Source organism: Stenotrophomonas sp. CFBP8994, from assembly GCF_034044835.1.
Taxonomy (GTDB): domain Bacteria; phylum Pseudomonadota; class Gammaproteobacteria; order Xanthomonadales; family Xanthomonadaceae; genus Stenotrophomonas; species Stenotrophomonas rhizophila_A.
The window spans coordinates 88,104-112,737 of record NZ_JAXCWT010000002.1; the positions used below are offsets into that span (position 1 = coordinate 88,104).

Annotated in this window: 22 protein-coding genes and 1 tRNA gene; 15 read left to right on the forward strand and 8 right to left on the reverse strand. The window is 67.9% G+C overall.

Features of this window, described 5'->3' with window-relative positions:
- The first annotated feature begins 36 nt into the window (after window positions 1-36).
- The 3 genes from uvrD to SOM39_RS05170 are packed head-to-tail and all read left to right on the forward strand — an operon-like array spanning window position 37 to window position 3,174.
- A complete protein-coding gene (gene uvrD, locus SOM39_RS05160) occupies window positions 37-2,229 on the forward strand; it encodes a DNA helicase II (RefSeq protein ID WP_068847841.1) in 2,193 nt (730 codons plus the stop codon).
- Window positions 2,230-2,244: 15 nt separating this feature from the next.
- Complete coding sequence (locus SOM39_RS05165) at window positions 2,245-2,568, forward strand: low molecular weight protein tyrosine phosphatase family protein (RefSeq protein WP_210131457.1); 324 nt, start codon at window positions 2,245-2,247, stop codon at window positions 2,566-2,568.
- Between the two features lie 51 nt (window positions 2,569-2,619).
- Window positions 2,620-3,174 carry a hypothetical protein gene (locus SOM39_RS05170; RefSeq protein ID WP_320457706.1) on the forward strand — a complete coding sequence of 185 codons (555 nt, stop codon included), beginning with the start codon at window positions 2,620-2,622 and terminating at the stop codon, window positions 3,172-3,174.
- Here the strand turns inward: SOM39_RS05170 and rtcR are convergent.
- Window positions 3,162-4,766 carry an RNA repair transcriptional activator RtcR gene (gene rtcR / locus SOM39_RS05175; protein ID WP_093532632.1) on the reverse strand — a complete coding sequence of 535 codons (1,605 nt, stop codon included), beginning with the start codon at window positions 4,764-4,766 and terminating at the stop codon, window positions 3,162-3,164. The two genes, SOM39_RS05170 and rtcR, sit on opposite strands and share 13 nt — an antisense overlap.
- Window positions 4,767-4,958: 192 nt before the next feature.
- Between rtcR and SOM39_RS05180 the strand changes: the two genes are divergently transcribed.
- From SOM39_RS05180 to SOM39_RS05210, 7 genes are all read left to right on the forward strand, one after another.
- Entirely contained in the window at window positions 4,959-6,506 is a 1,548-nt protein-coding gene (locus SOM39_RS05180; RefSeq protein ID WP_093532633.1) for a VWA domain-containing protein, read from the forward strand.
- Between the two features lie 158 nt (window positions 6,507-6,664).
- A tRNA-OTHER gene (locus SOM39_RS05185) sits at window positions 6,665-6,795 on the forward strand.
- A 73-nt stretch (window positions 6,796-6,868) separates the two neighbouring features.
- The gene (locus SOM39_RS05190; RefSeq protein WP_093532634.1) at window positions 6,869-8,098 is read left to right on the forward strand and encodes an RtcB family protein; all 1,230 of its coding nucleotides are present in this window, start codon (window positions 6,869-6,871) and stop codon (window positions 8,096-8,098) included.
- Window positions 8,099-8,130: 32 nt separating this feature from the next.
- On the forward strand, window positions 8,131-9,141 hold the full coding sequence (rtcA, locus tag SOM39_RS05195; RefSeq protein WP_221414437.1) for an RNA 3'-terminal phosphate cyclase: 1,011 nt from the start codon (window positions 8,131-8,133) through the stop codon (window positions 9,139-9,141).
- Window positions 9,142-9,306: 165 nt separating this feature from the next.
- Window positions 9,307-9,588 (forward strand): hypothetical protein, encoded by a 282-nt coding sequence (locus SOM39_RS05200; protein WP_320457707.1) that lies wholly within the window; start codon window positions 9,307-9,309, stop codon window positions 9,586-9,588.
- Between the two features lie 49 nt (window positions 9,589-9,637).
- Window positions 9,638-10,999, forward strand: coding sequence for a hypothetical protein (locus tag SOM39_RS05205; protein WP_320457708.1), 1,362 nt, complete (start codon window positions 9,638-9,640; stop codon window positions 10,997-10,999).
- A gap of 71 nt (window positions 11,000-11,070) precedes the next feature.
- On the forward strand, window positions 11,071-11,517 hold the full coding sequence (locus SOM39_RS05210) for a universal stress protein (RefSeq protein ID WP_068847830.1): 447 nt from the start codon (window positions 11,071-11,073) through the stop codon (window positions 11,515-11,517).
- Between the two features lies 1 nt (window position 11,518).
- On the opposite strand, the gene SOM39_RS05215 is transcribed toward SOM39_RS05210, so the two are convergent.
- Together SOM39_RS05215 and SOM39_RS05220 are read right to left on the reverse strand one after the other, a co-directional pair.
- Entirely contained in the window at window positions 11,519-11,758 is a 240-nt protein-coding gene (locus SOM39_RS05215; RefSeq protein ID WP_320457709.1) for a hypothetical protein, read from the reverse strand.
- A gap of 19 nt (window positions 11,759-11,777) precedes the next feature.
- A complete protein-coding gene (locus SOM39_RS05220; protein WP_068847828.1) occupies window positions 11,778-12,065 on the reverse strand; it encodes a DUF2782 domain-containing protein in 288 nt (95 codons plus the stop codon).
- 97 nt (window positions 12,066-12,162) lie between these two features.
- Here SOM39_RS05220 and polA point away from each other — a divergent pair, with 97 nt between their 5' ends.
- From polA to SOM39_RS05235, 3 genes are all read left to right on the forward strand, one after another.
- Window positions 12,163-14,934, forward strand: a complete 2,772-nt coding sequence (gene polA / locus SOM39_RS05225) for a DNA polymerase I (protein WP_320457710.1) — start codon at window positions 12,163-12,165, stop codon at window positions 14,932-14,934.
- Window positions 14,935-15,268: 334 nt separating this feature from the next.
- The gene (locus SOM39_RS05230; RefSeq protein WP_320457711.1) at window positions 15,269-15,763 is read left to right on the forward strand and encodes a DUF421 domain-containing protein; all 495 of its coding nucleotides are present in this window, start codon (window positions 15,269-15,271) and stop codon (window positions 15,761-15,763) included.
- A gap of 93 nt (window positions 15,764-15,856) precedes the next feature.
- Window positions 15,857-16,381, forward strand: a complete 525-nt coding sequence (locus SOM39_RS05235) for a hypothetical protein (protein WP_320457712.1) — start codon at window positions 15,857-15,859, stop codon at window positions 16,379-16,381.
- On the opposite strand, the gene hemF is transcribed toward SOM39_RS05235, so the two are convergent.
- From hemF to SOM39_RS05255, 4 genes are read right to left on the reverse strand one after another with little or no spacing between them, the layout of a single operon-like run.
- A complete protein-coding gene (gene hemF, locus SOM39_RS05240; RefSeq protein ID WP_210131353.1) occupies window positions 16,368-17,273 on the reverse strand; it encodes an oxygen-dependent coproporphyrinogen oxidase in 906 nt (301 codons plus the stop codon). The genes SOM39_RS05235 and hemF overlap by 14 nt on opposite strands.
- Before the next feature lie 40 nt (window positions 17,274-17,313).
- The gene (locus SOM39_RS05245; RefSeq protein ID WP_068847817.1) at window positions 17,314-17,919 is read right to left on the reverse strand and encodes a tetraspanin family protein; all 606 of its coding nucleotides are present in this window, start codon (window positions 17,917-17,919) and stop codon (window positions 17,314-17,316) included.
- Between the two features lie 27 nt (window positions 17,920-17,946).
- Window positions 17,947-18,366 (reverse strand): NUDIX domain-containing protein, encoded by a 420-nt coding sequence (locus SOM39_RS05250; RefSeq protein WP_320457713.1) that lies wholly within the window; start codon window positions 18,364-18,366, stop codon window positions 17,947-17,949.
- The gene (locus SOM39_RS05255) at window positions 18,363-20,729 is read right to left on the reverse strand and encodes a S9 family peptidase (protein ID WP_320457714.1); all 2,367 of its coding nucleotides are present in this window, start codon (window positions 20,727-20,729) and stop codon (window positions 18,363-18,365) included. The genes SOM39_RS05250 and SOM39_RS05255 overlap by 4 nt, the downstream gene beginning before the upstream one ends.
- Before the next feature lie 274 nt (window positions 20,730-21,003).
- On the opposite strand from SOM39_RS05255, the gene SOM39_RS05260 reads away from it, so the two are divergent.
- Window positions 21,004-22,401 carry a cytochrome ubiquinol oxidase subunit I gene (locus SOM39_RS05260; protein ID WP_320458058.1) on the forward strand — a complete coding sequence of 466 codons (1,398 nt, stop codon included), beginning with the start codon at window positions 21,004-21,006 and terminating at the stop codon, window positions 22,399-22,401.
- A 1-nt stretch (window position 22,402) separates the two neighbouring features.
- Window positions 22,403-23,416, forward strand: a complete 1,014-nt coding sequence (gene cydB / locus SOM39_RS05265) for a cytochrome d ubiquinol oxidase subunit II (RefSeq protein ID WP_068854461.1) — start codon at window positions 22,403-22,405, stop codon at window positions 23,414-23,416.
- 153 nt (window positions 23,417-23,569) lie between these two features.
- On the opposite strand, the gene SOM39_RS05270 is transcribed toward cydB, so the two are convergent.
- Window positions 23,570-24,592, reverse strand: a complete 1,023-nt coding sequence (locus SOM39_RS05270) for a pteridine-dependent deoxygenase (RefSeq protein ID WP_320457715.1) — start codon at window positions 24,590-24,592, stop codon at window positions 23,570-23,572.
- Window positions 24,593-24,634: the final 42 nt, after the last annotated feature.

Consider the following 24,634-nt stretch of genomic DNA (forward strand, 5'->3'; position numbering starts at 1 on the left):
GCCCCCGTGCGGCGGCGGGCGGGGTAAAATGGGCGCATGGATGTCTCCCACCTGCTCGACGGGCTCAACCCCGCTCAGCGCGAAGCTGTGTCCGCCCCGCCCGGCCACCATCTGGTGCTTGCCGGTGCCGGTTCCGGCAAGACCCGCGTACTGATCCACCGCATCGCCTGGCTCAACGAAGTCTGCGGCGTGCCCATGCACGGCATTTTTGCGGTGACCTTCACCAACAAGGCCGCCGGCGAAATGCGCCACCGCATCGACGTGCAGCTGCCGCAGGGCAGCCGCGGCGCGTGGATCGGCACCTTCCACGGCCTGGCCCATCGCCTGCTGCGCCTGCACTACCAGGAAGCCAAGCTGCCCGACAGTTTCCAGGTGCTGGATTCGGACGACCAGCTGCGGCTGGTCAAGCGCGTGGTGCAGCAGCTGGAAATCGACGACAGCAAGCATCCGCCCAAGCAGATCGCCTGGTGGATCAACGAGCAGAAGGACGAAGGCCGCCGCCCGCAGCACATCCAGCCCGAGCCGAACGATGCCTGGCTGGAAACCATGCGCCAGGCCTACGCGGCCTACCAGGAACGCTGCGACCGCGCCGGCCTGGTCGACTTTGCCGAGCTGCTGCTGCGCGCGCACGAACTGCTGCGAGACAACCCGGCGCTGCTGGCCCACTACCGCTCGCGTTTCCGCGAGATCCTGGTGGACGAGTTCCAGGACACCAACGCCATCCAGTATGCCTTCGTGCGCGTGTTGGCCGGCGACAGCGGCCACGTGTTCGTGGTCGGCGACGACGACCAGGCCATCTACGGCTGGCGCGGCGCCAAGGTCGAGAACGTACAGCGCTTCCTGAAGGATTTCCCGGGCGCGCAGACCGTACGCCTGGAGCAGAACTACCGCTCCAGCGCCAACATCCTGGGCGCGGCCAATGCGGTGATCGCGCACAACCCGGACCGGATCGGCAAGGAGCTGTGGACCGACAGCGGCGATGGCGACCCCATCGACCTGTACGCGGCCTACAACGAAATGGACGAGGCGCGTTACGTGGTCGAGCGCGCACGGCAGTGGGTTCGCGACGGTGGCAGTTACGGTGACGCCGCCGTGCTCTACCGCAGCAACGCGCAGTCGCGGGCCTTTGAAGAAGCGCTGCTCTCCGAGCAGGTGCCGTACCGTGTGTACGGCGGCATGCGCTTCTTCGAGCGTGCCGAAATCAAGGATGCGCTGGCGTACCTGCGGCTGATGACCAACCGCAACGACGACGCCGCCTTCGAGCGCGCGGTCAACACGCCCACGCGTGGCATCGGCGACCGCACCCTGGATGAAGTGCGCCGGTTGGCGCGCCACCAGGCGATCTCGCTGTGGGAAGCCACCATGCTGACTACCCAGGGCAACGAGCTGGCCGCCCGCGCGCGCAACGCGCTGGCTGGTTTCCTCAGCCTGGTGAACCAGCTGCACCATGAAGCCGGCGAGATGACGCTGGCCGAACGCATCGACCATGTGCTGATCCGTTCCGGCCTGCGCGAACACTGGTCGAAGGAAAGCCGCAACGCGCTGGATTCGGAATCGCGCGCGGACAACCTGGACGAACTGGTCTCGGTGGCCTCGCGCTTCACCCGGCGCGAGGACGACGTCGAGGAAGGCGCGGAAAACATGAGTGAGCTGGTCGCCTTCCTGTCCTACGCCTCGCTGGAAGCCGGCGAAGGCCAGGCCCAGGCGGGCGAAGAGGGGGTGCAGCTGATGACCCTGCATTCGGCCAAGGGCCTGGAATTCCCGCTGGTGTTCCTGGCCGGCATGGAAGACGGCCTGTTCCCCAGCGCGCGTTCGCTGGAAGAAAGCGGCCGGTTGGAAGAGGAGCGCCGCCTGGCGTACGTGGGCATCACCCGCGCGCGCCAGAAGCTGGTGCTCAGCTACGCCGAATCGCGCCGCATCCACGGCCAGGAAAACTACAACGTGCCTTCGCGCTTCCTGCGCGAGATCCCGCGTGAGCTGCTGAACGAAGTGCGCCCCAAGGTGCAGGTCTCGCGGGGCGCCTCGCTCGGCGCCAGCCGCCCGGCCGGCCACGCCGCGATGGAAGCGCCGCCGCTCAAGCTGGGCGCGATGGTCACCCATGCAAAGTTCGGCGAAGGCATGGTCACCGACTACGAAGGCAGCGGCGCGCACGCGCGCGTGCAGGTAGAGTTCGCCGAGGCCGGCAGCAAGTGGCTGGTGATGGCCTACGCCAACCTCACCGTGATCTAAGCGGGCGTGTCACGGATGACCCGCCATGTGCTCTTCCTCTGCAGCCAGAATCGCCTGCGCAGCCCCACGGCCGAGCAGGTGTTCGCCGACTGGCCGGGCGTGGAAACCGCCTCGGCCGGCGTGCTCGCCGATGCGGATGTGCCGGTCAGCCCCGAGCTGCTGCAGTGGGCGGATGTCATCTTCGTGATGGAGCCGGCGCACCGCACGCGGCTGGCCAGCCGGCACCGGCAGTGGTTGAACGGGAAACGGGTGATCTGCCTCGACATTCCCGATGACTACGACTTCATGCAGTCGGAGCTGGTGGAGCTGCTGAAAAAGAAGGTAGTTCCGCACCTGTAGGGCCACGCAGGGCGTGGCGCTACAATTTCCCACCAGATTCCAGGTATCCCCATGTCCACCACCCCCGTCGCCATCAACGTCAAACTCAATGCCCGGCTCCAGCCCGAGCACCGCCTGCAGCTGTTCGAAGACCCGCTCGAGGCGATGCTTGAAGCAGCCGGCATCGGCGAAATCATGGGGGGTGGCACCGCGATGACCGAAGAGGGCGAGGTGGAATACGGCGACCTGGAAATCCAGCTGCATGACGCGGCCGCATTGCCGACCGTCATCGAACTGCTCGAACAGCTCGGCGCCCCCAAGGGTTCGCTGATCCAGCGCGAAGGCGAGCCCGACCTTTCGTTCGGCATCACCGAAGGCCTGGGCCTGTACCTCAACGGCACCGACCTGCCCGACGAGGTCTACGAGCAGTGCGATTCGAACTATGTGTTCGACCAGATTGTGGAACGCATCGACGGCCACGGCGAAGTCTGCAGCTGGTGGCAGGGCCCGAGCGAAACCGCGCTGTACCTGTATGGCGCTTCGTTCGACACCATGGCCGAGCGCATCGCCGAGCTGGTGGCCACCTACCCGCTGTGCCAGGGCGCGCGTGTGGTTCAGATCGCCTGAGGCGAACCTCCGCTCACGGTTTCCCAATCCAGCCCGAATTTCGCCAGATATTTGCGCAGTCGGTCGGCATCATTGGTGCTGGCCCGCTGCGTGCGTGACACCGCGAACAGCTCGCGCCCGGCGGCCGACAATGATCTGGCCCGGGCGCAGACCCGTACTACGTCTTCGAGCTGGACCCGGTCGAAGCGGTCCAGTTCGTTGACCGCTTCGCCCAGCAGCGCATGCAGCGGCGAGAGCCCGGTGCCGTCGGTCCACTGCGCGCGCAGCCGTGCGATTTCCTCGTCCACGCCTTCGGTCTGGATGCGGCCGGCGCTAGCCAGCGTGGCCAGCCGCATCAGCGATGCGCCGAGGTCACGGAAGTTGCCACGCCATTCGGCCTCCGGGCTGGTGGCGAACGCCAGGTAGCGCGTGCGCGCTTCGACATTGAAGCGCACCCGCTCGTGCTGTTCACGCGACCAGCGCTCCAGCTCGAACTCCAGATTGGGTTCGATGTCCTCGCGCCGCTGGGCAAGGCCCGGCAGCCGGTACGTCCACAGGTTCAGGCGCGCCAGCAGGTCCTCGCGGAAGCGGCCTGCGAGTACTGCCTGCTGCAGGTCGCGGTTGGTACCGGCAATCAGCTGGAAGTCGCTCTCCACTTCGCGGTCGCTGCCGACCGGCAGGAACCGCTTCTCTTCCAGCGCACGCAGCAGCATCGCCTGTTCGTCCTGGCCGAGTTCGCCGATCTCATCCAGGAACAGCAGACCCTGGTGCGCTGAGCGCAGCAGGCCGGCGCGATCACTGGACGCGCCGGTATAGGCGCCCTTGGTGTGCCCGAACAGCGTGCTCATCGCGCCGTCGCCGCGCAGGGTGGCGCAGTTCACCTCGATGAACCGGCCCGGCAGGTGGTGCTTGTGCTTCTTCAGCTCGAACACGCGCTTGGCCAGCTGGCTCTTGCCGGCGCCCGTGGGGCCCATCAGCAGCATCGGTGCGCGTGAGCGCGAAGCCACCGTTTCGATCTGTTCGATCATCCGGTTGAACGCGCTGTTGCGGGTGGCGATACCACCCTTCAGCAAGTCGCGGTCGTGCAGCTGCTGCTGGGCGAAACGCTGCGCGATGCGGTCATAGCGCGACAGGTCCAGGTCGATCAGCGCGTACGTTCCGGGGTCGCCCACCGCCTGTTTTCGCGGCGGCGAGGTCTGCAGCAGCCGGCCGGGAAAGTGCCGGCTTTCGGTCAGCAGGAACCAGCAGATCTGGCTGACATGGGTGCCGGTGGTGATGTGGATGAAGTAGTCCTCCTCCTCCGGCGCGAACCGATATCCGGCCAGCAGGTCATGCAGGCAGGCATACACGCCCTCGAACTCCCACGGGTCGGCCATGTAGATGTCATGCCGGCGTACCTCGGTGGACGGGGCCACGCGCTGCAGGTCTTCGCAGACCTGTTCGGCCAGCTTGGCGAAGCGGCGCTCGTCCAGCAGCAGCTCGATCCGATCCGGCACGAAGTCCTCGTGCATCCCCAGGGCCACCGTGGGGCGCCATTTCTGCCAGCGCACCGGGCCGGTGCCGGCGTCGAGCTGGGTGCCGAGCATGCCAAAAACCACCTGCCGCTTTTTCATTGATACATCCATATACATTGCGCGCGACAACTATATCAATGTGGCGGCAAGGGGTCGTGCTCAAGATTAGAAAAAATCACGAAAAGCTCCATAAATCAAAGGCGTGAGTACGCGCGGTGAAAGTTGGCACGGCCATTGCTCTATTCCCTGCAAGACACGACGCGGGCCGTTCCCGCCCAGGACCCTCACCTCATGGCCAACTTCTCCCTGTTCTCCCGGATGCGCAGCGCCGTGCTGCCGCCGGCAGACGCGCTCAACGACGCCGGCGGCACTGCCTACCGCCGCGACCCGCGTGCGGCGCTGGCGTTGTACGCGGGCACCGGCTGCCTCAACAGCACCTTCTACAGCGATGCCCAGGCGCAGCTGCAGCAGGTGCTGGCGCTGAGTGCACAGGTCGAACCGCGTTTCGTGGCCCGCACCGCGGTGTACGCCCGCCAGGTCGCGCACATGAAGGACATGCCGGTGCTGCTGCTGGCCATGCTCAGCCTGCGTGACCCGGAGGCCTTCGCGCTGGCGTTCCCGAAGGTGGTGGACAACGGCCGCCAGCTGCGCACGTTCGTGCAGATCATGCGCAGCGGCCAGGTGGGCCGTCGGTCGCTCGGCTCGCTGCCCAAGCGCCTGGTGCGCCAGTGGTTGCGGCAGGCATCGGCGGAGACCGTGGTGCGCGCCGCGATCGGCAACCAGCCGTCGCTGGCTGACATCATCCGCATGGTCCACCCGAAGCCGGCGAATGCCCAGCGTGAGGCGTTGTATGCCTGGGTGGTGGGGCGTCCGTACGAGCCGTCGCGGCTGCCGCCGCTTCTGCAGGCCTATGAGGCCTTCAAGCGCGCGCCGCTTGGCATGCCGCCGGACCTGCCGTTCCAGTACTACAGCACGCTGGAGCTGGATGTTGCCCAATGGTCGATGCTGGCCCGCAATGCCTCCTGGCAGTCGTTGCGCATGAACCTCAACACGTTCGCGCGGCACGGGGTGTTCCAGGACGAGGCGATGGTGCAGGAGGTGGCCGCACGCCTCCGCGACCCCGCACAGGTCCGCCGCGCCCGGGTGTTGCCTTACCAGCTGATGATGGCCTACCGCGCCGCAGGCGGGCTGCCGCTGCCGATCCTGGACGCGTTGCAGGACGCCATGGAGATCGCCACGGCATCTGTACCGGTGCTGCCGGGCCGGGTGGTGGTGGCGGTGGACGTGTCCGGCTCGATGCAGGTGCCGGTGACCGGCTACCGCAAGGGCGCCTCCACCGCGGTCACCTGCGTGGACGTGGCGGCATTGATCGCCGCATGCGTGTTGCGCGGACAGCCACGGGCACAGGTGTTGCCGTTCGATACCGAGGTGCGGCCGATCCGGCTGAACCCGCGCGACAGCGTGATGACCCTGGCCCGCCAGCTGGCCATCAATGGCGGTGGCACCTCGGTCAGTGCGCCGCTGCGTTACCTCAATGCCCAGCGCGCGCAGGTGGATCTGCTGGTGCTCGTGTCGGACAACGAAAGCTGGCGCGACACCCGCCGCGACGGGGCGACGGAAACCATGCGCGAGTGGGCCACGCTGAAGCAGCGTTGCCCGCAGGCGCAGCTGGTCTGTATCGACCTGCAGCCGGTGGCCAGCAGCCAGACCGTGCAGCGCGAGGACGTGCTGCACATCGGTGGATTCAGTGATGCGGTGTTCGACCTACTGGGGCAGGTCGCCGCCGCCAAGGACGCAGGCCTTGGCTGGGTGCAGCGCATCCAGGACACGGCCTTGTAAGGCGACAGGACGTCGCCAGGGATTGCCCGGCTGGCAATGGGGCCAGCCGGGCAGGGCCCAGGAACCATCGCTTCAATGCCGGCATTGCGAATGCCGGGGGAACTACAGCCTTTCACGCTCCAGGTCGCGGGTTCGAATCCCGCTCGTCGTGGCAACACGACGGTAGCTCAGGGGTAGAGCAGGACGTTCCCCCACTTTTGTCGCAGCGCCGGCACCCGCTTCACGCAGTGAATGCTGCTGGAACTACATGGATTGCCTTCGGGCCCGGGTTCGACCCCCGGCGTCGTCCACCGCAGGGTGGAAGGCGAAGGTTCCCGCCCTTCTTGTCACTGCACCTTATTCTTGATGCAAAGGACGAACGCATGAACCACACCACTCACAATCACGATGTCATCCAGGAGCCGGGCGCGGTGCCGATCCGCCTGTGGACGCGCGGCGTACCGCTGGAAGATGCAGCGCGCGAGCAGCTGCAGAACATCGCGCGCCTGCCCTTCATCCACCGCTGGATCGCGGTGATGCCCGACGTGCACCTTGGCAAGGGCGCGACGGTGGGTTCGGTGGTGCCGACCATCGGCGCGATCGTGCCGGCCGCCGTTGGCGTGGACATCGGTTGCGGCATGATCGCTACCCGTACCACCCTCACTGCCAGCGACCTGCCCGACAACCTGGCGGGGCTGCGTACTGCCATCGAGCGCGCGGTGCCGCACGGCCGCAGCGTGGGTCGTGGGCGCGACAAAGGCAGCTGGGATACGCCGCCGGAACTGGCGGTCGAGGGCTGGTCGCAGCTGGTGCAGGACTTCGCCCTGATCTGCGAGCGCCACCCGAAGCTGAAGAACACCAATAACCTCAAGCACCTGGGCACGCTCGGTACCGGCAACCACTTCGTCGAAGTCTGCCTGGACCAGGACCAGCGGGTGTGGTTCATGTTGCACTCTGGTTCGCGTGGGGTGGGCAATGCCATTGGTACCTACTTCATCGAACTTGCCAAGCAGGAGATGCGTCGCTGGATGATCAACCTGCCGGACCAGGACCTTGCGTACCTGCCGGAAGGAAGCCAGCACTACGGCGACTATGTGTTCGCGGTGGACTGGGCGCAGCGCTTCGCACGCATGAACCGCGAGATCATGATGCGCAACGTGGTGGCGGCGGCGCGTACGGTGATCACCAAGCCGTTTGAAGCGGCGGCCGAGGCGGTCAACTGCCACCACAACTATGTCAGTCGCGAGCACCACTACGGCAAGGACGTGTTCGTGACCCGCAAGGGCGCGGTGAGCGCACGCAAGGGGGAGCTGGGCATCATCCCGGGCAGCATGGGCGCCAAGAGCTTCATCGTGCGCGGCCTGGGCAACGAGGAAAGCTTCCACAGCTGCAGCCACGGAGCCGGTCGCGTGATGAGCCGCACCCAGGCGCGCAAGCTGATCAGCGTGGACGACCACGCCAAGGCAACGGCGCACGTGGAGTGCCGCAAGGATGCGGAGGTGGTGGATGAGTCGCCCGCAGCCTACAAGTCGATCGAGGCGGTGATGGAGGCGCAGCGTGACCTGGTGGAGATCGTGCATACCCTGCGCCAGGTGGTCTGCGTAAAGGGTTGAGTTACCGCAAGGAAAAGGAAACGGACGTGGACATGATCGAACTGGACGGAACCGAAGGCGGAGGCCAGCTGCTTAGGTCGGCACTTACGCTGGCCCTGTGCACCGGCACCGGCTTCAGCATGCAGAATATCCGCGGGCGCCGTCGCCGCCCCGGATTGATGCGCCAGCATCTCACCGCCGTGAACGCGGCGGCCGCAGTGGGCAATGCCGCGGTGCACGGCGCGGAACTGGGAGCGACCGCGCTGCGGTTCGAGCCGGGCACGGTGCAGGGTGGCGACTACCATTTCGCCACCGGCAGCGCAGGCTCGGCCACGCTGGTGCTGCAGACGGTGCTGCCCGCGCTCTGGCAGGCGGCGTCGCCATCGCGGCTGCGTCTGGAAGGTGGCACGCACAACCCACTGGCGCCCAGCGCGGACTTCATTTCCGCTGCCTACCTCCCCGCGCTGGCGAAGATGGGCGTGGCGGTGGATTTCGCCCTGGGCCAGCACGGGTTCCACCCTGCCGGTGGCGGCATGCTGGAGGTACAGGTGTCGCCGTGCACGACGCTGAAGCACATCGCCTTCGACGCGCGCGGCGCGCTGGCGTCGGTGGAGGCAAAAGTGTTGATGTCGGGACTGCCGGCCAGCATCGGCCAGCGCGAGCTGCAGGTACTGGCCGACCGCCTCGGCGTGGAAGCGCATCCGCGCCACGTCCATGTCGTGCGTCCGGCGCTGGGGCCCGGCAACGTGGCGCTGGTGCAGGTGCGCCACGACACCCACGTGGAAGTGTTCAGCGGGCACGGCGAACGTGGGCTGTCGGCCGAGCAGGTCGGTGCGCGACTGGCCGATGCGGTGGAGCGCTACCTGCAGGGCGAAGGCTGCGTAGGCGAACACCTGTCCGACCAGCTCCTGCTGCCGATGGCGCTGGCCGGTGCCGGCAGTTTCACCACCCATGTGATCAGCGAGCACCTGGCCAGCAATGCGCGGCTGATCGAAAAATTCCTGCCCGTGGAGTTCGACTGGACGCAGGCCGGGCAGGGCTGGCGGGTCCAAGTCAGCCGCTGACCCGGACCTCAGCGCGCGCCGGAAGCGGTCATTCCCGCCCCGGCGCGTCCGCTTCGTTCCCGGTGAAACGCGACTCATCCCGGATTTCACATGGTTCGTCGCGTGCTCCTTGTGGCCTCCCGGGCAGGCGCCCAGAGTCTGGCGCTGTCTGCTGGGAGCACACACATGAACAAGGGAATCCCGTACCTGATGGCTGCACTGGTCGCGCTGACGCTGTCGGCGGGCTGGGCGGCACCGGTGCTGGCCCTGTTCGAACATGCTGCCGCCTGCCTGGACAGCGGCGGCAGCCTGGACCTGCTGCGGATGCGCTGCACCCCGCCCAGTGCCGCGCGTGATCTGCTGCTGCAGGGGTGGGGCTTCTGGGTGACTGCCGCGGCGGTCGCGGCGGTAGCGCTGGTGCTGACCCGCACACGTCCGCCGCGCCGGCGTTCGCCCCTTCCGCAGTGAGCTTTGCAACCAGTCCGAGCGGCGGGCGGGCCGAACACTGATAGTGTCCGTGCCCACTCCAGCCGTGGCACGGGCCTTGATCACCAGCGCGATCCAGCGGACCTCTTCGCTTCCTTCCCTTGCCGGCATTCCAGAGCCGGCCCGCACGCCGCGCCGGTCGCTGCCGGCGTTGGTGGTGTTACATCTGCACAACGCACCGGCCCGGGTGCCGCAGATGCTCGATCTGGCCGACTGTCCAGCGCGGCCCTGGCGGGGAGCGGGCAGCCAGCCGGCCATGATCGTCACCCGGGGCGACGAGTGCTGGCGGGTGAAGGCAACGGCCGACGCCACCTGCAGCGCCATGGAAGTCACGCTGGGCAAACTGTTCCAGCTCACCGGGCTGGTCGCTCCCGACACCGGGCTGGTGGCGGCCGTCGAGGGCCTGCCGACCGGGTCCCGGCATGTCGGCTCACGCTTCGAGGCGGACTTCCAGGACCTGGGCGATTTCCTGATGAGTGACGCGGCCGCAGCGCTGGTCGCGGCAGCGGACCCTTCAGCGCGCAGCACCTACGAGGCGCTACGGGCCGACCATGCGCAGGCCGTATCCGACAACACCAGGCTGCTGAACGACGCCGGGATCGAGTGGTGGGCACTGCGCGGCGAGGACGCCCAACAGCATGCCGCCAACGACCAGCGCCGGTTCAACGCGCTGGACGCGATGAACCGCCTGCTGCCGCGACCGCTGCGCTGCGAACAGCTGCGTCATTTCATCGCCTCGCGCTGGTTGTGCAACTGGGACCAGCTCAACTACCGGCTGGAGAACTTCGGCTACACCCTCCGGAACGGGGTGCGGGTGGGCATGTCGCTGGATTTCGGCGCCTGCGGGCCGCTCGGGTTCCGCGACCTCCAGACGGGCGCGATGCTGCCCAAAGCGGCCAGCCAAGCGGTGGCCATCGCCCAACGACCCCCGTCATTGTTCCCCATTCCCTTGGCATATGTAGTCAACGTCGGCCATTTCGACGCGATGTGCGGCGATTCCGGACCCCTGCACGACCTCACTGCGTGGCCCTACGGGTTCCAGTCCGACAGCATCGCTGCCTTGTTCCGGCCACCTGTCGTGCTTGATCCCGACGTGTCCGACACGCTGCTGGAAATGGGTTACCGCTTGGAACGGCTGCCGTTGCCTGCGCTCGCCGCCGTCATCGAGCGCCACTGGCCGGAAGGCCCTGGCGGGGCGGCGCCGGCGTGGCCCACGGCAGACGAGCTGGCCGCACACCTGCTCCGCCGCCGCGACGCCCTGCTGGCACGGTTCGATCCGGCGCAGATCGCCGACTGGGTGCAGGCCGATCCCGACCGCGCGGCGAGGGTCCGGCAGGAACTCACCAACGCCGCGCAGGCCATGCTCCGCGCCCCGGCTGACCGCCCGGATTGATCCGCCTCAAGGCACGCTCTCCACGCCGGGTGTGCAATGGTGTCCCCACTGCCTTAGCCAAGGAGCGTGCCATGTACAAGCGGATCCTGATTGCCACCGATGGCTCCGAGCTGTCCGAAAAGGGCCTGCTCAAGGGGCTGGAACTGGCCCGCGACCTCAACGCCGAAATCGATATCGTCACTGTCTCCGAGCCTTGGGCCGTCGGCATGTATGACGCCATGGGCTGGAGCGTGGGCTACATGAACAGCCCTGAGTACAAGGCCGACCGCGAAGAGACCGCAGAGAAAGTGCTGGCGCCGGCCAAGGCCGCCTGCGAAGCGCAGGGCCTGCGCGCCACCACCGTGCACGTGCTGGACCGCTATGCCGCCGACGGCATCATCGACACGGCCATGGAACGCAACAGCGACCTGATCGTGATGACCTCGCACGGCCGCCGCGGCGTGACCCGGGTCCTGCTCGGCAGCCAGACCGCCGAAGTGCTCGCACGCAGCACCGTGCCGGTGCTGGTCATCCGGTGATCTAAGGGCGCAGCTTCAACGCCATCGACTCGTCCAGGCTGCCGTTGGGCTGCACCACCACGTAGCGTTCCCCGGCCCGGTCAAACAGCACCGGGATCGGGTCGCGGAACAGCGGCCGGCGCACGAAGCGCAGCGACCAGCCGAAATGCTCCAGGGTGTCCACGGCTTGGCGCTGCTCGTCATTCAGCCCCGCACGCAGGGCGGCGGGGTCGATGGGTTTGCGTCGTTCAGGAGTCGTCATCGGGTACGGCAGGGCCAACTCACCAGCTGTAGAGCTTCCAGTACACCGGCGAGGTGCCATCCTTGCTCCGGTCCACGCCGCCGTGCTGGCTGCCTTCGTACATGTAGTACGGCGCACCACGCGAGGGTGTGACCTTGACCATGCGCAACTGGCCACTGACCCGGTACTCCTCGATCACATCGCCGTTGTCCATCACGCGCTTGGCGATATCGGCGCCCCGCACATCGACCGGGGGCACGCCAGCGCCGCCGCCGGTGGTGGCACAACCCGCCAGCACAAGCAGTCCAGCCAGCAGCAGAGTTTTCATGGGCCACGGTTCCTGGGTCGGGGGAGTCTGGATTATGCCCGATGCCCCGTGATGCCGGTGCCGGGAATGGCCCCAGCGGGGCGCGTAGAATCGTCGCATGAGCCGATTAGTCCTGATTGACGGGTCCAGTTACCTGTATCGCGCGTTCCACGCGCTTCCGCCGCTGACCAACGCTGCCGGTGAACCCACCGGCGCGCTGTTCGGTGTGGTCAACATGCTGCGCGCCACCCTGAAGGAGCGCCCCGAGTACGTGGCCTTCGTGGTCGACGCGCCGGGCAAGACCTTCCGTGACGACCTGTACGCCGACTACAAGGCCAACCGGCCGCCGATGCCCGACGACCTGCGCCCGCAGATCGAGCCGATGTGCCAGATCGTCGAGGCGCTGGGCCTGACCATCCTGCGCATTCCGGGCGTGGAAGCCGACGATGTGATCGGCACGCTGGCGCTGCAGGGCCACCGCGACGGGATGACCGTCACCATCTCCACCGGCGACAAGGACTTCGCCCAGCTGGTCCGCCCGGGCATCGAGCTGGTCAACACCATGACCGGCAGCCGCATGGATTCGGACGCTACCGTGATGGACAAGTTCGGCGTGCGCGCCGACCAGATCGTCGACCTGCTGGCGCTGATGGGCGACGCCGTGGACAACGTGCCCGGCGTGGAGAAGTGCGGCCCCAAGACGGCCGCCAAGTGGCTGGCCGAGTACCAGACCCTGGACGGGGTGATGGCCGCAGCGCCTGGCATGAAGGGCAAGATCGGCGAAAACCTGCGTGCCGCGCTGGAGCGCCTGCCGCTGAACCGCGAACTGGTCACCATCCGCACCGACGTGGCGCTGGACGCCACCCCGCAGACCCTGGCGCTGCGCGACCCGGACGTGCCCGCCCTGGGCGAGCTGTACCTGCGCTACGGCTTCACCCAGGCGCTGAAGGAGCTGGGTGGCCCGGTCCCGGCCCCGGCGGCAGCCAGCGACGCGCCGGTGAGCCTGCGCGGCACCGCCGCCGGCTACGCGCGCGGCGCGGCCAGCGAGCCGGCGCCGGCCCTGGATGCGGCCCTGTCGGCCCCGGGCGAATACGAAACCGTGCTCACCCCCGAACAGCTGCAGGCCTGGGTGGCCCGCGCCGAGGCGGCCGAGCTGATCGCCTTCGACACCGAGACCGACGCGCTCGATGCCATGCGCGCCAACCTGGTCGGCATCAGCCTGGCGGTCGAGCCGGGCCGTGCGGCCTATATTCCGGTCGGCCATGACTACCCCGGCGCTCCTGCCCAGCTGCCGCGCCAGCAGGTGCTGGACGCGCTGCGCCCGGTGCTGGAGAACCCCGACAAGAAGAAGCTTGGCCAGCACGGCAAGTACGACCTGCACGTGCTGCGCCGCCACGGCGTGGACGTGCAGGGCTACCACGACGACACCATGCTCGAGAGCTTCGTGCTCAATTCCACCGCCACCCGCCACGACATGGATTCGCTGGCGATGCGCTACCTCGGCTACACCACGATCAAGTTCGAGGACGTCGCCGGCAAGGGGGCCAAGCAGATTCCGTTCTCCCAGGTGGGGCTGGACGAAGCCAGCCGCTACGCGGCCGAAGATGCCGACATCACCCTGCGCCTGCACCGCGTGCTGCACCCGCAGCTGCTGGAATCGGCCGCGCTGGACAACGTGTACCGCAGCATCGAGATGCCGCTGGTGCCGGTGCTGGCCCGGATCGAAGCCAACGGCGTGTACATCGACAGCGCCGAGCTGCGCCGGCAGAGCCAGGACCTGGGCGCGCGCATGCTGGCCGCCCAGCAGAAGGCCACCGAACTGGCCGGGCGCACCTTCAGCCTGGACTCGCCCAAACAGCTGCAGGCAGTGCTGTTCGACGAGCTGAAGCTGCCCGCGCTGGTGAAGACCCCCAAAGGCCAGCCCAGCACCAACGAAGAGGCGCTGGAGGCGATCGCCGAACAGCACGAGCTGCCGCGGGTGATCCTGGAGTACCGCGGGCTGGCCAAGCTGCGCAGCACCTACACCGACAAGCTGCCAGAGATGGTCAACCCCGACACCGGCCGGGTCCACACCAGCTACCACCAGTCCGGCGCGGCCACCGGCCGGCTGTCCTCGTCGGACCCGAACCTGCAGAACATCCCGATCCGCACCGAGGACGGCCGCCGCATCCGCCGCGCCTTCGTGGCCCCGCCGGGGCACAAGCTGCTGGCCTGCGATTACTCGCAGATCGAGCTGCGGATCATGGCCCACCTGTCCGAGGACCCGGGCCTGGTGCGCGCGTTCGAACAGGGCGTCGATGTGCACCGTGCCACGGCGGCCGAGGTATTCAGCCGCGCGCTGGACGAGGTCACCCCGAACGAGCGCCGCGCCGCCAAGGCCATCAACTTCGGCCTGATGTACGGCATGAGCGCGTTCGGGCTGGCCCGTAACCTGGGCATCGACCGGGGCCAGGCGCAGGATTACGTGGCGCTGTACTTCAGCCGCTACCCGGGCGTGCGCGACTTCATGGAGCGCATGCGCCAGCAGGCCCGCGACCAGGGGTATGTGGAAACCATCGAAGGCCGCCGGCTGTATCTGAATGATATTCACGCGCGCAACCAGGGCCTGCGCGCCGGCGCCGAGCGCGCGGCGATCAATGCGCCCATGCAGGGCACCGCCGCGGACATCATCAAACGGGCCATGGTGAAGGTGGACGACTGGCTGCAGGGCCAGGGTGGCCGCGCCCGGATGATTCTGCAGGTGCACGATGAACTGGTATTCGAAACCGAAAGCGAGTTTCTGGAAACCTTGCGCGCGCAGGTGGTCGAGCTGATGTCGTCTTCAGCTCAATTACGCGTCCCGCTGGTGGTGGATGCCGGGGTCGGGGATAACTGGGATGAGGCGCATTGAGACGTGAATCACGTTGAATAAGCTGAATTGGTTCATTGCGGGCCGATAAACTGACTCTTCGATGAATGTTTTAGGTTTCACCTCAGTATTAATTGGCGCCCTTCACGAACTATCAATGTTCGAGGTGCTTTTATAGACCTCGACAGGCGCAATGCCTGTTGTGGATCTCTCCCATCCCCTGGAGCAGATCTCGGAACGGGGGCTCCTCCCCAAGCGCCCGTTCCCCGGCCCCGCTGACCTCCCCCTGGTCGGCGGGGCTTTTTATTTTCAGGAGCCCGGCCAACGGCCGGCGCTACCCGTATGCTTCAGGCACTCTCTCTTCTGCGGGGCTCGCATGAGTGACCTGTTCGACCTGGCCATGCCCTGGTGGGAATTCATCCTGCGCGCCGTGGTGGTGTATGTGGTCGTGCTCGGCATGGTCCGCCTGTCGGGCAAGCGCGCCCTGGGCCAGATCACCCCGTTCGACGTGCTGCTGATCGTGCTGCTGGGCAACGCCGTGCAGAACGCGCTGCTGGGCAAGGACACCTCGCTCGGCGGCGGCCTGCTGCTGGCCGCCACGCTGATTGGCATCAACTATGGCGTGGGCTGGCTGAGCACCCGCAGCAGGAAGGTGGAAGCGCTGGTGGAAGGCGAACCGGTGCTGATCGCGCGCGACGGCGAAGTGCTCGCCTCGGTGCTCAAGCGCGAACTGGTCACCCGCGCCGATCTGGAAGCGGCCATGCGCCAGCAGGGCTGCACCCATATCAGCGAGGTCTCGATGGCGCTGCTGGAAATCAACGGCCACATCACCATCGTTCCCAGGCAACCCAAGGACGGCGGCGGCACCTGAGCGGAAAATGAAAGCGCCTCGCCACGCGCACTGCTGAAATCGGCCGCATCAGGGGCCGCTGCTGGAGTGGCCCACGCAACGGAGATGCCTGCCATGCCTCTCGATCCTGTTTCTTCCGACCGTGCCTGGGTCGCCGTCCACGCCGCCTGGGGCGCCTTCCCCCGTCGGGATGTCCAGCCGTCGCCCGCGTACGAGCCTCCGCCGTCCTACGACGACGCCATGCTCACCAGCGCGCCGGTGCCACGGCAGCTGCCGCCGTCCCGGGCGGTGCCCATGGCGGTAACCAACGAGCCGTCCGCGTGGCGGCTGCGCTTCTCCAGGCCGCTGCATCCCGAGGCGCAGCACCGGAAGCTGCAGAAACAACTGGAGCGCCGCGAGCGGACCGAGCGCAAGCTTGACGCCGCCTGCAGGCACCTTGAATCGGTGCTTCGCCAGCACGACACCCTTTCGGCATCGGGCCGCGTCTACTGTGGCGGCGGTCTCTTCGATGAGGACGAATGCAGTGCGATCAGCAATGCGCGGGGTGAGGTCGCGCATTACCTGGAGAAAAAGCGCGAGCTGCAGGCCGCGCATGCCGCCATGCTCCGCCGCACCGCGGCGCAGCTCAGCCCGGGCTGAGCCAGTCGCGCGGCACCAGGTAATCGCCCAGCCGCGCTTCGGCGCTGCCGGGTTCGGGCGTGAAACCATACTCCCAGCGCACCCGGGGCGGCAGGCTCATCAGGATGCTTTCGCTGCGGCCGCCGCTCTGCAGCCCGAACAGCGTGCCGCGGTCGTAGACCAGGTTGAACTCCACGTACCGGCCCCGCCGGTACAGCTGGAACTCGCGCTCGCGTTCGCCGTACGGGGTGTGCTTGCGGCGTTCCACGATCGGCAGGTATGCCTGCAGGAAGCCATCACCCACCGCGCGCAGGTAGGCGAAGTCGCGCTCGAAGTCGCCGTGCAGGTCGTCGAAGAACAGCCCGCCCACGCCGCGCGTTTCATTGCGGTGGCGCAGGAAGAAATACTCGTCGCACCAGCGCTTGTGTGCCGCATAGCGTTCTTCGCCGAACGGGGCGCACAGGTCGTGGGCGGCCTGGTGCCACTGCTGCACGTCCTCGTCGAACGGGTAGAACGGGGTCAGGTCGAAGCCGCCGCCGAACCAGGACGCCACCTGCTGCCCATCACGCTCGGCGCTGAAGTAGCGCACGTTGGCGTGGGTGGTGGGCAGGTACGGATTGAGCGGGTGGAACACCAGCGACACGCCGGTGGCGCGCCACGAGGCGCCGGCCAGCTCCGGCCGGTTTGCCGAGGCCGACGGCGGCAGACGCGTGCCGGAGACGTCGGAGAAGCCGATACCGGCCTGCTCGAACACCGCGCCATCGCGCAGGATGCGGGTACGGCCACCGCCGCCCTCGGCGCGCTGCCAGAGATCTTCGGTGAAGCGGGCCTGGCCGTCGGCGGTCTCGACCGCGCCGCAGATGCGGTCCTGCAGGTCGGTCAGGTAGCTGCGTACGCGCTCGAATTCGTTCATGGCGGTACTTTACCGCAGGGCAGCGAGGCAGCGCCTCGATCTACGGGGCCTTTGCGGCGAACCATCGCCGCACGTCCGGGCGCAGCACGCGTGCCACCAGCCAGGCGTGCAGTGCGGCGAACGCCAGCGCGGTGAGCACGGTCAGGCCGGTGTAGATCACGCGCTGCATCTGCAGGTCGCGGCGCAGCTGGCCGGCATCGGCGTCTGCGTGCGGCGGCAGGTGCACGATCAGCTGGCGGAATACCTCGTCGATCACCCACGCACCGACGAAGTTCAGCAGCGCGGTGACCACCAGCAGCACGATGAAGGTCCACAGCGCCCAGCGGTTGCGCCGCAGCAGGCCCCAACATGCCGCAGCCCCCACCAGGGAAAGGACCAGCATGCCCACGTTCACCGCCACCGCATGCCGGCCGAACCAGCGCAGCGACGACGGCATCCAGGACAGGTCGGCGCCGTCCAGCAGGTCCTTCAACCAGGCCGACTGGGCGAGCAGCGCGGCGAGCACCGCGCCACCGGCCCAGCACACGGCCGACACGATGCACACCACCAACACCGACTTGGCCAGCGGGGCAAGAAAGGTCGGGGTGCCATCCCCCTTCGGGCGCGGATGGGCAACGGGCAGCAGCGGGGGCGTAATCGAAGACATCCGGTGTCCTGGCAGTGTGCGGTAGGGTCAGCCCGGCGCGATCACGCGCGCGGCCGCCGGCAGGATATGGTCTTCGCTCAACGGTGCCAAGCGGCGCCCGTGCGGTGGCTGCAACGGCACCCAGGCCAGTTCGGCGATCTCCGCCCGCGCCTGTGGGGTGCCCAGCACCTGTACCCACCAGGCCTCGGCGTGCACCCGGCAGCCGGTTTCATGCACCGCCCAGTCGCTGTAGACGCCGAGCGGCACCGCCGTGGCGGGGTCCAGCTGCACGCCCAGTTCCTCGTCCAGCTCGCGCGCCAGCGCGGCCAGCGGTGCCTCGCCCGGCTCGGGCTTGCCGCCCGGCTGGATGAACACCGCCGAGCCGTGCTTGCGCACCACCAGCACGCGCCGGGCGGCATCGGTGATGACCGCGGCGACGATCCGTATCGTCGCCGCGTCGTGGCTCACTTCAGGTTCTCTTCGAACAGCTTGAGGATGCGCTTGTACTGGTCCAGCCAGGAATCGGCACGCACGTAGCCGTGGCGTTCCAGCGGGTAGGGCGCGATGCTCCAGTTGTCCTTGTGCAGCTCGATCAGCTTCTGGGTGAGGTTGACCGAGTCCTGGAAGAACACGTTGTCGTCCATCATCCCGTGCGCGATCAGCAGGTGGTCCTGCAGGCCCTCGGCATATTCGATCGGCGAGGAGACGCGGTAGGCCTCCGGGTCGATGTCCGGGGTGTTGAGGATGTTGGCGGTGTAGCCGTGGTTGTACTGGTGCCAATCCACCACCGGGCGCAGCGCGGCGCCGGCCTTGAAGGTGCCCGGCGAACGGAACAGCGCCATGAAGGTCATGAAGCCGCCGTAGGAGCCGCCGTAGATGCCGGCATGGTCGCGGTCACCCTGCTGGGTGGCCACCAGCCAGTCCAGGCCGTCCTTGTAGTCTTCCAGTTCCGGGTGGCCCATGTTGCGGTAGATCGCCGTGCGCCAGTCGCGGCCGTAGCCCTCGCTGCCGCGGTAATCCATGTCCAGCACCACGTAGCCCTGCTGCACCAGCAGGTTGTGGAACATCTGCTCGCGGAAGTAGGCCGGGTAGCGCTGGTGCACGTTCTGCAGGTAACCGGCGCCGTGCACGAACATGGCGATCGGGTACTTCCTGCCCGGCTCCAGGTTCTCCGGGCCGTAGTACTTGGCCCAGACCACGCCCGCGCCGTGCTTCGAAGGCACCTGCACCAGCTTGGGCTGGATCCACTGGCGGGCCTTGAAGGCGGCAGTGCGGGTGTCGGTCAGCACCTTGGCCTGGCCGCCCGCGGTGGGCACCACCGCCAACTGCGCCGGCAGGTAGGCGCCGGAGTAGCGCACCAGCAGCTGCTGGCCGTCCGGGGACAGCGAGAAGTCTTCCACGCCGTTGAGCGAGGTCAGCTCACGCACCTGGCGCGAAGCGGTATCCACCGCGCACACCTCGTAGTCGCCGGGGGCCTGCTGGTTGCACAGCACGTAGAAGCCACGGCCATCGGCGCTGGGCACCGGCATCGAGGTTTCCCACTTGCCACCGGTCAGCGCCTGCGGCTTGGCCGTGCCCTGCTGGGTGTACAGGTGCGAGTAGCCGGACTCTTCGGACAGCAGCCACAGCGTGCGGTTGTCGTTGGACCAGCCGAAATCGTTGAAGCTCCAGTTGATCCACGCCGCGTCGGTGAGGCGGTGGCGGGTCTGCAGCCTGGCCTCGGCCGGGCTGACGCTGGCGATCCAGCGGTCCTTGTTGTCGTTGGCGCGCAGCAGGATCGCGGCCTGCTGGCCGTCATTGCTCCAGCGGATGCCCGGCGCGCCGGGTCCACCCAGCACCTGCACCGGGCGGCTGCCCTTCAGCGCGTCCTTGCCGGCGGCCTTGCGCAGCGCGGCCAGCGGGTCGGTGCCGATGCCCGGCAGGCTGTCCAGCGACAGCGGCTTGACCGTGCCAGTGACGGCGTCGACCAGCCACAGCGCGTTCGGTTCCGGGTCGTTGCGGCCCACGCGGGTACGGGTGTCCTCGAACTCCTCGTAGCCCGATTCGGTCACGTACTTGGGCATCTTGCCGCCGCGGCCTTCGTCAAAGCTCTTCGGCTTGGTCACCACGATCAGGCTGCGGGTATCGGGCGACAGCGCGCTGTCGACGATCTCCACATCGGCGCCCAGGTACACCGGGCCCGGCGCGCGGGTGCTGTCGGCGCGGCGCCAGCTGGCTTCCTGCTCCTTCAGTGCGTCGCGCTGGGCGCGGTCGTTGCGCAGCGTGGCCAGGGTGCGCAGCTGCTGGTCGCGCAGCACGTCGGCCTTCGGGGCGTCGTCGGGGTTCTTTTCGGCCTTCAGGCTGGCCACCTGCTGCACGCCGCCGGCGGCGGTCCAGTGGAACCAGTTCTGGCCGGTGCGCCAGATCACCCCGCCGTCGCGGGCGAAATTGACCGCGCTGGCCTTCTCGGTGCTGCGGGTGAGCTGGGTCAGCGCGCCGCTGCGCAGGTCGCGCAGGAACACGTCGCCGTTGCGCACGAACACGCTGCGCTGGCGGGCGCTGTCGTACACCGGTGCGTCCACGTCCAGGCTGCCGCGCTGGTCATCGGCGACCTGGGTGGCGGTACCGCCGTTGACCGGCTGGCGGAAGGTATCGCGGACCGGGCTGCCGGTGCGCTTGAGCTGGTACTCCACCTGCTGGCTGTTCCACGACCACCAAGCGCTCTCGACCGGCGGACCGATCCAGTCCGGGTCGGCCATGGCCTGTTCGATGGTGATCGGCGTCGGTGCCGCGTGGGCCGCGCCGCCGAGGGCGGCGAGCAGCAGCAGGGACAAGGGCAGCGTTCTGGGCATTGCGGGCAGCACCGTAAAGGAAAACCCGCCAAGCGTAGCAGCGCCGGGCCTTCGGCGAGGGGGCCACAGGTCATGGGCCATGCGCGCCATGATCGTTGGTCGTGCGTCGGCGCACCGCGCCGGGCTCCTGGCGCCGGCCCCACCGTATCGACCAACGGTCGATACCTACCGTGCCTGCGACAAAGTGAAGCAGCGCGTCACCGGGTCGCATGCCCTCTTCACGGAAATCGGCCCAGACTGGTGCGGATTCCAGAGAATGCTGCGGAGGCGTCGCGTGGACGCGTTGTTGTTGTCGCGGATCCAGTTCGGGTTCGTCATCAGTTTCCATGTGCTGTTTCCGGCCTTCACCATCGGCACGGCCAGCTGGCTGGCCTTCGTCGAGGGCCAGTGGCTGCGCACGAAGAAGCCGATCTGGCGCGAGCTGTACTTCTTCTGGCAGAAGATCTTCGCGGTGTCCTTCGGCATGGGCGTGGTCAGTGGCATCGTCATGGCCTTCCAGTTCGGCACCAACTGGCCGCGGCTGAGCCAGGTGGCCGGCAGCGTGATCGGGCCGCTGCTCACCTATGAAGTGCTCACCGCGTTCTTCCTGGAGGCCAGCTTCCTGGGCGTGATGATGTTCGGCTGGGGCAAGGTCTCGCCGCGCCTGCATTTCCTGTCCACCTGCATGGTGGCGCTGGGCACGCTGGTGTCTACCTTCTGGATCCTCTCGTCCAACAGCTGGCTGCAGACCCCGGCCGGGCACGCCATCATCGATGGCATCGTGGTGCCGCAGGACTGGTGGCAGGTGGTGTTCAACCCCTCCTTCCCGTACCGGCTGGCGCACATGGCGCTGGGCTCGTTCATCACCACCTGCTTCGTGATCGGCGGGGTGGGCGCGTGGTACCTGCGCAAGGGCAAGCACGTTGAAGCCGGGCGCACCATGCTGCTGGCCGCGGTGGCGTTCGCCGCGCTCACGGTACCGGTGCAGATTTTCGTGGGTGACATGCACGGCCTGAACACCCTCAAGCACCAGCCGATGAAGATCGCGGCGGTGGAAGCGCACTGGCATGCCGAAGGCGAGGGCGAAGGCGTGCCGCTGGTGGTGTTCGCGGTGCCCAACGAGAAGGCCGAGCGCAACGACTTCGAGATCGCCATCCCGCGCCTGGGCAGCCTCATCCTGACCCATTCACTGGACGGGACCTTCGATCCGCTAACTTCCGTGCCGGCCAGCGAGCGGCCGCCGGTGGTGCCGGTGTTCTTCGCCTTCCGCATCATGGTCGGGCTGGGCACGCTGATGCTGCTGCTGGCCTGGGCTTCGGCCTTCCAGTGGTGGCGCGGCCGCCTGCTGGAATCGCGCTGGCTGGTGCGCGGCTGGAACTGGATGCTGCCCAGCGGCTTCATCGCGCTGGTGTCGGGCTGGTTCGTCACCGAAATGGGCCGCCAGCCGTGGGTGGTGTACGGTGTGCTGCGCACCGCCGATGCGGTGGGCCCGCAGAGCGCGTGGATGACCGCGCTGTCGCTGGGCGTGTACGTCGTCGGCTACGCGTTCGTGTTCGGCTGGGGTATCTGGTACCTGGTCAAGATCATCCGTACCGGGCCCAAGCCGCACGACCAGCAACCGCCGATCGAAGACGGCAGCCACACCCCGGCGCGGCCGCTGTCCGGTGCCGACGAGCCGCTGGAGGAGCGCTGACATGGAGATGACGACCTGGCTGCCGGTGGCATGGTTCGCGGTGATCGGCTTTGGCGTGCTGATGTACGTGGTGCTGGATGGCTTCGTGCTGGGCATCGGCATCCTCGCGCCGATGGCCGAGGATGAAGAACAGCTCGACGTGATGATGAACACCGCCGCCCCGATCTGGGACGGCAACGAAACCTGGCTGGTGCTGGGCGGGGCGGGGCTGATGGCCGCCTTCCCCAAGGCCTATGCCGCGCTGCTGTCGGCCCTGTACCTGCCGGTGCTGCTGCTGGTGGTGGCGCTGGTGTTCCGCGGGGTGGCGTTTGAATTCCGCTTCAAGGCGCACCGTTCGCGGCGGCTGTGGAGCGTGGCCTTCGGGCTGGGCTCGGTGCTGGCCGCGTTCGCCCAGGGCGTGATCCTGGGTGCGCTGGTGCAGGGCCTGCAGGTGGTGGACGGGCAGTACGTGGGTGGGCCGTTCGGCTGGTTCAGCCCATTCTCGATGCTGACCGGCGCGGCGGTGGTGTTCGGCTATGCGTTGCTGGGCAGTACCTGGCTGATCCTGAAGACCGAAGGCCGCGAGCAGACCTTCGCGCGCACCCTGACCCGGCCGCTGGTGGTGGCGGTGATCGTGTTCATGGGGCTGGTCAGTGCGTGGCTGCCGTTCCTGGATTCGCGCCTGATGGCGCGCTGGTTCAGCGACGGCAACTTCTGGTGGCTGTCGCCGGTGCCGCTGCTGACCCTGGGCGTGGCGGTGGCGCTGTGGCGCAGCGCCATGCACCCGCGCCGCGACCTGCCGCCGTTCCTGCTGACGCTGGCGCTGTTCGTGCTCGGCTTCATCGGGCTGGTGCTGGGCATGTGGCCCTACCTGCTGCCGCCCAGCATGACCCTGTGGCAGGCGGCGGCGCCGGCCTCGTCGATGGGCTTCAGCCTGGTCGGGCTGGTGGTGCTGCTGCCGGTGATCCTGGGCTACACGGCGTGGTCGTACCGCGTATTCCGCGGCAAGGTACGCGCGGACGCCGGATACCATTGACCGGGTCCGGGTGACGACCAACGGTCGTCACCTACCGGCATGCGGTACATCCCGGAACGGACGATTCGGGGCACATCCCCGGCCCGGCCGAAACGCGGCACATCCCTGGCCAGGCGATACGCGGTAGGTGACGACCGTTGGTCGTCACGCGCGTCACCCGTGCAGGCCTTCGATCTCGACCAGCAATTCGGCGCGGCACACCTCGGCGTGCAGCACCACGAAGGCCGGCGAGCCCGGCAGTCCGGCCATCCGCGCTGCAATCGCCGGCATGTCCTCGGCCCGGCGCACATACACCTTCAACACGGATTCCGCGCCCAGCGCAGCCGGCAACCCCGGCCTTTGCAGGCGCGCGGCATCCACCAGGCTCTGCAGGTTGGTCAGGGTCTCTTCCAGCTGCTCGGCCACCGACCCGGTGTGCTGCGAGACATGCCCGACGATGGCCGCCGTGCCTGACTGCAACAGCGGCAGGCCGGTGGCAGGCGGCGGCAAAAGGGCCCGCGAGAAGCTGGGCGACTGCGGGCCGTACTGGCGCGGGTAGCGGAACGCGCTGACCTGGCGGGGGTTCTCCAGCGGCAGGCCGGCCTCGCGGGCCGCCAGCCAGTACACCTGCAGGCGGCGTACGCCATCGAAACGGCCAATGCAGGTGGCCGCCGGCAGGGCGGCCTCGTCCAGCTCGCGCAGCCCACGCACCCGGCCCACGCAGAAGCGCCGGTAGCGTTCCTGGTCGCCGTCGCCTTCGGTCACCGCGTCCAGGTAGTTCCAGGTGCGCAGCAGGTGCGGGAAACCGCAGTTGGCCAGAAAGCCACTCATCCGAGCGTAGGCGTCTGCCGCGGCCGACTCGATATCACCGGCGACCTCGTCAATTTCGATCGCGCCGAACAGCAACGTGTCGTTGGCCGACCAGCGCACGCCCCCGCGCACGCCGTGCTGCACCGGGCTGGCGCCCTGCCAGATCTCGACCTGCGCCGGGCCCTGTTCGGCCAGCGGCACCTGCAGCCAGCGCGGGTCGTCGCAGGGCGCGGCAGCGGTTGAAAAGCCGAACACGGCCAGCGTGCGCGGGTCGGCCAAGGCGGCATCGCGTTCAGCAGCGGGGGCATAAAACGCACGGAACAGCGCGGGGTCTGCCGAGGGAGAAAGGACCTGCGCGGCCGCTACGCTGTGGATCGTGCTACTCATTTCAGATTGTGAAAACTGCCAGTGCCGAGGGTGTCATGATAG

Coding starts and splice junctions, on each gene's coding strand:
- uvrD (WP_068847841.1), top strand. CDS start 37: ATGGATGTCTCCCACCTGCTCGACGGGCTCAACCCCGCTCAGCGCGAA.
- SOM39_RS05165 (WP_210131457.1), top strand. CDS start 2,245: ATGACCCGCCATGTGCTCTTCCTCTGCAGCCAGAATCGCCTGCGCAGC.
- SOM39_RS05170 (WP_320457706.1), top strand. CDS start 2,620: ATGTCCACCACCCCCGTCGCCATCAACGTCAAACTCAATGCCCGGCTC.
- rtcR (WP_093532632.1), bottom strand. CDS start 4,766: ATGAAAAAGCGGCAGGTGGTTTTTGGCATGCTCGGCACCCAGCTCGAC.
- SOM39_RS05180 (WP_093532633.1), top strand. CDS start 4,959: ATGGCCAACTTCTCCCTGTTCTCCCGGATGCGCAGCGCCGTGCTGCCG.
- SOM39_RS05190 (WP_093532634.1), top strand. CDS start 6,869: ATGAACCACACCACTCACAATCACGATGTCATCCAGGAGCCGGGCGCG.
- rtcA (WP_221414437.1), top strand. CDS start 8,131: ATGATCGAACTGGACGGAACCGAAGGCGGAGGCCAGCTGCTTAGGTCG.
- SOM39_RS05200 (WP_320457707.1), top strand. CDS start 9,307: ATGAACAAGGGAATCCCGTACCTGATGGCTGCACTGGTCGCGCTGACG.
- SOM39_RS05210 (WP_068847830.1), top strand. CDS start 11,071: ATGTACAAGCGGATCCTGATTGCCACCGATGGCTCCGAGCTGTCCGAA.
- SOM39_RS05215 (WP_320457709.1), bottom strand. CDS start 11,758: ATGACGACTCCTGAACGACGCAAACCCATCGACCCCGCCGCCCTGCGT.
- SOM39_RS05220 (WP_068847828.1), bottom strand. CDS start 12,065: ATGAAAACTCTGCTGCTGGCTGGACTGCTTGTGCTGGCGGGTTGTGCC.
- polA (WP_320457710.1), top strand. CDS start 12,163: ATGAGCCGATTAGTCCTGATTGACGGGTCCAGTTACCTGTATCGCGCG.
- SOM39_RS05230 (WP_320457711.1), top strand. CDS start 15,269: ATGAGTGACCTGTTCGACCTGGCCATGCCCTGGTGGGAATTCATCCTG.
- SOM39_RS05235 (WP_320457712.1), top strand. CDS start 15,857: ATGCCTCTCGATCCTGTTTCTTCCGACCGTGCCTGGGTCGCCGTCCAC.
- hemF (WP_210131353.1), bottom strand. CDS start 17,273: ATGAACGAATTCGAGCGCGTACGCAGCTACCTGACCGACCTGCAGGAC.
- SOM39_RS05245 (WP_068847817.1), bottom strand. CDS start 17,919: ATGTCTTCGATTACGCCCCCGCTGCTGCCCGTTGCCCATCCGCGCCCG.
- SOM39_RS05255 (WP_320457714.1), bottom strand. CDS start 20,729: ATGCCCAGAACGCTGCCCTTGTCCCTGCTGCTGCTCGCCGCCCTCGGC.
- cydB (WP_068854461.1), top strand. CDS start 22,403: ATGGAGATGACGACCTGGCTGCCGGTGGCATGGTTCGCGGTGATCGGC.
- SOM39_RS05270 (WP_320457715.1), bottom strand. CDS start 24,592: ATGAGTAGCACGATCCACAGCGTAGCGGCCGCGCAGGTCCTTTCTCCC.